This is a genomic window from Pseudonocardia pini (genome assembly GCF_013870575.1).
GTDB classification, from domain to species: Bacteria; Actinomycetota; Actinomycetes; order Mycobacteriales; family Pseudonocardiaceae; genus Pseudonocardia; species Pseudonocardia pini.
This window is the reverse complement of record NZ_JACBXB010001000.1, coordinates 1-1,657: the sequence shown is the minus strand read 5'-3', so window position 1 is coordinate 1,657 and position 1,657 is coordinate 1. Positions and strand designations below refer to the sequence as shown.

1 protein-coding gene is annotated in these 1,657 nt (G+C 71.6%); it reads right to left on the bottom strand.

Features of this window, described 5'->3' with window-relative positions; genetic code table 11:
* Positions 1–212: 212 nt before the first annotated feature.
* Positions 213–1,574: a cystathionine beta-synthase gene (locus H5J29_RS31820; RefSeq protein ID WP_181784624.1), complete on the bottom strand. Its 1,362-nt coding sequence runs from the start codon at positions 1,572–1,574 to the stop codon at positions 213–215.
* Positions 1,575–1,657 lie beyond the last annotated feature (83 nt).

The following is a 1,657-nucleotide window of genomic DNA, read 5'->3' as shown; positions in this document are numbered from 1 at the left end:
CGCCGAGCCCGAGCGCCGCCGCGAGCAGGGTTCTCCGCATGCCCCGACCGTAGCGAGGGGCCCTGAGAGGACAGTGTGACCGCGGCGGGTGATCGCACGTTTCGTGCTGTGAGCGCTGCCAGCACCGCGCTGAGAGCACCCAACTCGCGATCTTGCCGCGCTGAGAGCACGAAACGTGCGATCTTGAGGCCGGCGCGGAACAGCCGACGGGATCAGCCGAGGAAGGCCAGGACGTCGGAGCGGGTCACCACGCCCGCGGGCTTGCCGTCCACCAGCACCAGCGCCGCATCCGCCTCGGCGAACGCCGCCATCGCCGTGTCCAGCGGCTCGTTCGCCCCGATCGTGGGCAGGGGCGGGGACATGTGCTGGTCGAGGCGGTCCAGCAGCTTCGCCCGGTTGGTGAACAGCAGGTCGAGGATGTCCCGCTCGACCACCGACCCGACGACCTCCGCCGCCATCACCGGCGGCTCGGCCCGCACGACCGGCATCTGCGACACGTGGAACTCCCGCAGGTAGTGCACCGCGTCGGCGACCGTCTCGTTCGGGTGGGCGTGCACGAGGTCGGGCAGCGTGCCGTCCTTGCGTCGCAGCACGTCGCCCACGGTGGCGCCCTCGGTCGGCGGGAGGAAGCCGTAGCTGGCCATCCAGCCGTCGTTGAAGACCTTGCCGAGGTAGCCGCGGCCGCCGTCGGGCAGCAGCGTGACGATCACCGAGTCCGGCGGCGCGCTCGCCGCGACGCGCAGCGCCGCGACCACCGCCATCCCGCACGAGCCGCCGACCAGCAGCGCCTCCTCGCGGGCGAGCCGCCGCGTCATGTGGAAGGAGTCGGCGTCGGACACCGCGACGATCTCGTCGCAGACGTCCTTGTCGTAGGTGGTCGGCCAGAAGTCCTCGCCGACGCCCTCGACCAGGTACGGCCTGCCGGTGCCGCCGGAGTACACCGAGCCCTCGGGGTCGGCGCCGATGATCCGCACGCGGCCGTCGGAGACGTCCTTGAGGTAGCGGCCCGTGCCGGAGATGGTGCCGCCGGTGCCGATCCCCGCCACGAAGTGCGTGATCCGCCCGTCGGTCTGCTCCCAGATCTCCGGGCCCGTCGCCTCGTAGTGCGAGGCCGGGTTGTTCCGGTTGGCGTACTGGTTCGGCTTCCAGGCGCCCTCGATCTCGCGGACGAGCCGGTCCGACGTCATGTAGTACGAGTCGGGGTGGTCCGGGTCGACCGCCGTGGGGCAGACGACGACCTCGGCGCCGTACGCCTTCAGGACGTTCCGCTTGTCCTCGCCCACCTTGTCCGGGCACACGAACACGCACTTGTACCCGCGGCGCTGCGCGATCATGGCCAGCCCGATCCCGGTGTTGCCCGAGGTCGGCTCCACGATCGTGCCGCCCGGGCGCAGCTCGCCGGAGGCCTCGGCGGCGTCGACCATCTTCAGCGCGATGCGGTCCTTCACGCTGCCACCGGGGTTCGTGTACTCCACCTTGGCCAGGACCAGCGGGGACAGCCCCTCCGCGACCCGGCCCAGCTTCACGAGCGGGGTGTTGCCGACCAGGTCGGAGATGTGCTCGGCGTAGCGCATGGGGTCATCGTCTCACCGCCGCCGTCATCCGGTCCCGGTGACCGCGACGACCGCCACGACCACGGCGACCACCAGCAGCACGG

What these genes read in the sequence shown, in the direction of transcription:
- H5J29_RS31820 (WP_181784624.1), bottom strand. Translation starts at nt 1,574, where the DNA reads ATGCGCTACGCCGAGCACATCTCCGACCTGGTCGGCAACACCCCGCTC.